A 4,001-nucleotide genomic window follows, 5' to 3' on the forward strand; every position below is an offset into this window, starting at 1 on the left:
CCAACAGCCAGATCGACGATCTCCTGCCTTGGGTCTACATCAACAAGCTCGAGCTCAAGGCCGTGGCCTGAGAACACCGCTTACCATAAATCCGCGAATGGGGACATTAGTCCTGCCTGTCTCGGACACGGGACAACCTCAGTAGAGAGCGGCGGCCGCGATCCAACTGGCGCATCACTGGAGTGACCATGACACCGTGCATGACAATTGAACTCAAAACGGCGAAGCAGACGGTTACCCAAAGAGTTGTCGCACCGTCAAATTCGGCCTGCCCCAGTGCGAAGGCGAGGTAGTAGAACGATCCAAGCCCGCGTATTCCAAAAAAAGCGATGACGGCCTTTTCGCGTGACGGCGCCGGAAATCCAATCAGTCCAATCCATGCCGCGATGGGTCGCACAACCAATAGCACCAGGGCGGCAGTGGCGACTACCTGCCAGCTCAAGGCGCTAAAAATCGACCCTTCAGCGATCGCCGCCCCAAAGCAGACCAGCAGCACCATCATCAGCAATCGCTCAATCTGCTCAGCGAAGTCGTGCAAGCTCTCATGATACTCATGCTGCCGCTCGATGGATCGCAGCGCCACTGCTGCAACAAACACTGCAAGGAAGCCGTAGCCGTGAAGGACTTCGGTCGAGCCGTATGCAAGGCAGGTGATCCCGAGCGCAACAAAGCCGTCTTTCGTCTCTGACAAGCCCGATCGTTTCGGTAGACGAAACGTAAGATAGCCCATGACTTTTCCGCCCAGCCAGCCAATGACGAGGCCGGCTGTAATCTTCCAAAGGACATCAACGAGGACCCAGTGTGTGAAGAACGGCTCGCCGGACGCTCTGGACAGCGCAATTGCGATGGCGAGATAGACGAACGGAAATGCCGCTCCATCATTGAGGCCGGCCTCTGAAGTAAGGGCAAAACGCACCTCGTCCTCCTTGCCGGATTGAGGTGGGCCAACCTGTATGTCGCTTGCTAGAACAGGATCAGTCGGTGCGAGAGCAGCGCCAAGCAGGAGTGCGGCGGCAAGACCGAGCCCCAGAATTGACCAGCCGATGAACGCAATTCCTGCGATCGTCAGAGGCATGGCGACGCCAACAAGGCGCCAGGAGGACTCCCAGCCGCGCCAACTCACTGGCCGGTCCAGCTTCAGGCCAGCCCCCATAAGGGCGATGATGACCGCCAACTCGGTGAGACGCTCTGTTAGGCCCCGGTTCTCAAGTGGGTTCACTCCGATGAGCGGAGAAAAAGGTGACCAAATCAAAAGAACGCCGAGCCCGATGCAAACCATTGGCAGTGAAAGCGGAAGCGTCCTGAGAAGCATGGGCAACCAGGCCGTAAGGAGCACGATTGCTCCAAAGGCCGCCAACAGAAGGGCATAGGACGGCATCCCGGCCTAGACCGTTGAATCCGCATTCGAAGCGCGAAGCTGCTTCCAACCCGTACACAAGCCGACACTCCTGCTCACCCAACCTTCGCCCGCCATGTGCTCCCTCCACCGTCTCGACCGAGGGTTAGCCTAACACGGACATGCGTACAGAATCCCAGGCACACTTTAACGATGATCTTGGATCCGCGATGTGGCTTAGAAGGGCTCTCCTGATCTGCCCAGGGATTTGAGCGACCATTTCCGCGCGTCGAGGCGCGGGCCGTGTCGGGCGAATTGAGAAACTGACCCCCCTTATTGCCTCACCGAGGAATGTTACCGAACGCGATAGGGCCGACATGGGCCCTTTCTCCATCCGTCGCGGCGGACGGAGATAGCGGCCAGCTCTTCATCCAGCTTGCCGGACCGGAACGGACGCGCCAGCGCCATTTTAAGCGCCAATGCCAATCAAGGGCGTAGTCGCTTTCAGCCTGTCGCCGAAGCTGCAACTGGAAAAGGGAATCGCGGCGCCAAGCCACTGCGGTAGTCGTCGTTGCGACGGAGCAAACGCCTACACGTCTGGCAAGACCACCCGAACTTTGCAACCCGGCGCATAATTCTCCCGTGTGAGCGTTGCTCCTAGCTGTTTTGCAAGCAATTCTGTGAGGCGCGAGCCTATTCCTCCATTTTTGTCGGGTGGGCAACCGACGCCATCATCCGCCACCGTCAGAACTAGGGAGGAGTCTCGAAAGAGCTTCACTGCAATGGTTCCGCCTCGATCACCGGGAAAAGCATGTTTGAGGGCGTTCCTAACGAGCTCGTTTACAATCAGCCCTAACGGTATTGCCTGCTCCGTTGGGAGATGAACTTCCTCCGCATGGACTTTCACGGCTATCGGTCTGATATCCCGGAGCGTATCTCCGAGGTGGCGGGACAACTCCTCCAGATACGAGCGCATTTCGACTTGGCCGCTGTGGCTGGATGGCCGGAAGTGGTCGTGAGCATCGGCGATGGCGTGAATGCGACGTACGCTTTCTCCAGTGCCTCGCGGGCCTCTGGACTCGATTTCATCCGGGCTTGCAGCGACAGCAGAGAGCTGACCATCGCGAGGTTGTTCTTGGTGCGATGCGACAATTCTTGTAGGAGCAGATCCTTCGCGCGTTCCGCTTCCGCTGCTCTTTGGTAAGCCGTACGCAGCCTTTCACTGATGACGGCCAGCCCCAATGCCACCACGACGAAGATGACCATTGGCAGCACCAATCCCGCGGGCAGCAGAAAGGTGCCAGTTGGCTTCGCCTCAAAGTATAGCAGAACCGTGCTCAGCACGGTGGAGTAAAGCCCCGAACCTCGATCAAACAGCACCGAGGCCAGGAAAATAGCGGGAAACATCACGAAGAAGCCCAGAACTCCAGCGCTTTCATGGATACCCCGCAGGGCGAGAAAACAGATCGCGGTCAGAGCCGTCGTGGTCGCAAGACGGACTATCGAGGACTTGGGCTTGGGTGGCAGCCTTTTGAGGACTCCCCGAACAGGCGGAATGCCTCTCTAAATTAAATCCCTGGAAATCGTGATAAGCAATTTGCGGATTGGAGGGCCGGCGAAACTCGCGCCGGCTACCGCTGCATTTCTGGAGCGGATTCGAAGTTGATAAGCCCGAGATGCCCGAAGAGGCCAGGTCGAACCGGCAAGCAAGCCCACACTTTCGTAAGCGTCCGGCCTGAGGCGTCTTTGTAGGCGCGGCGCTGTGAACTCAACGGGAGGTCCGTCTCCTCCAGACTCGAGTCGGGGACGTCTATGACTGCACTGAATTTTTTGCGTTCGTTACTCGTGGTGATGGTGACCTGCCTAGCTGCGGCTGGATGCCAATCGGCCGGGGGACAGTGGCAGTACAAACTTGCGTCCCACGAAGAAGCTCGCCGTATGTGTGCAGCAGGTAAAATGGCCTATTCAATCGAATGCATGGTCGATGATGTCAAACCCCAGCTCGGCCGTCGCTTTGCAGCGAGAGTACTGTATGAGCCAAATCCGAAAAATCTCGATTGGGATTACATTGTGGCGCGCACCAACCACTTCAAACGTGAAGAGGCGCTATTTAAGCAACGAGGGCTCAAGCTCTACTCACAGTCAGGCGTTAAGAGCAACAAGTGGGGCGTTACTGGCAATTGCGCGATTTGGCGCTCACGCTAACGCACCCATTCTGATACCACGCCTCTTGTGCGCGCGGCTTATTCTTCTCAAGGACGTTAACCGTTAACCAGGGGTGCTTGACGTTGTAGACGATCGTGCCGGGTACTCCCTGCAGTTGAGGTAGAGAGGCCGACCTGGCTCCAGCCTCGGGCGGCGACGTGCCTGACATGGAGTGACGGTTGGCCGGTTCTCTAAGACTCCCGGCAGTTCTCCTCAGGGTGTAGCCGAGGGGGCACAGGGACACGGGAGACCTAACCAGAAGACCGTAGCACCCCTCCTCCTTGGCAGCAGCCTCGAAGGCTTTGCGGGCCTGCTCCGGGGTCGCCCGGTCTTGCATTGCCTCAAGGCAGACTTGCCAGCCTTCCGCCACTTAGATGTTTGATCCCAGGCTTTGATGGTTCATCATTGTCGTCCGAATCAAAGGATGCACTATGGGCCAGGTTCTGCATGGGAGCGCCAC

The 4,001-nt window shown here is 57.8% G+C and carries 4 protein-coding genes; 1 reads left to right on the forward strand and 3 read right to left on the reverse strand.

The window, feature by feature from the left end:
• Nucleotides 1-106 precede the first annotated feature (106 nt).
• The 3 genes from NKG60_RS32030 to NKG60_RS32040 form a co-directional block, all read right to left on the reverse strand.
• Nucleotides 107-1,378 (reverse strand): cation:proton antiporter, encoded by a 1,272-nt coding sequence (locus NKG60_RS32030; protein WP_352671767.1) that lies wholly within the window; start codon nucleotides 1,376-1,378, stop codon nucleotides 107-109.
• Nucleotides 1,379-1,925: 547 nt separating this feature from the next.
• On the reverse strand, nucleotides 1,926-2,312 hold the full coding sequence (locus NKG60_RS32035; RefSeq protein ID WP_352671770.1) for a sensor histidine kinase: 387 nt from the start codon (nucleotides 2,310-2,312) through the stop codon (nucleotides 1,926-1,928).
• A complete protein-coding gene (locus NKG60_RS32040; RefSeq protein ID WP_352671778.1) occupies nucleotides 2,246-2,743 on the reverse strand; it encodes a histidine kinase dimerization/phosphoacceptor domain -containing protein in 498 nt (165 codons plus the stop codon). Before NKG60_RS32040 ends, NKG60_RS32035 begins: the two co-directional genes overlap by 67 nt.
• Before the next feature lie 405 nt (nucleotides 2,744-3,148).
• Between NKG60_RS32040 and NKG60_RS32045 the strand changes: the two genes are divergently transcribed.
• Nucleotides 3,149-3,541, forward strand: coding sequence for a hypothetical protein (locus tag NKG60_RS32045; protein ID WP_352870017.1), 393 nt, complete (start codon nucleotides 3,149-3,151; stop codon nucleotides 3,539-3,541).
• The last annotated feature ends 460 nt before the right edge of the window (nucleotides 3,542-4,001 follow it).

Origin of the sequence: Mesorhizobium sp. M1428, from assembly GCF_040317515.1 — a bacterium.
GTDB lineage: Bacteria > Pseudomonadota > Alphaproteobacteria > Rhizobiales > Rhizobiaceae > Mesorhizobium.

Excerpts from the sequence above, each read along its gene's own strand:
- NKG60_RS32045 (WP_352870017.1), top strand. The coding sequence starts at position 3,149 with ATGACTGCACTGAATTTTTTGCGTTCGTTACTCGTGGTGATGGTGACC.
- NKG60_RS32040 (WP_352671778.1), bottom strand. The coding sequence starts at position 2,743 with ATGTTTCCCGCTATTTTCCTGGCCTCGGTGCTGTTTGATCGAGGTTCG.
- NKG60_RS32030 (WP_352671767.1), bottom strand. The coding sequence starts at position 1,378 with ATGCCGTCCTATGCCCTTCTGTTGGCGGCCTTTGGAGCAATCGTGCTC.
- NKG60_RS32035 (WP_352671770.1), bottom strand. The coding sequence starts at position 2,312 with ATGCGCTCGTATCTGGAGGAGTTGTCCCGCCACCTCGGAGATACGCTC.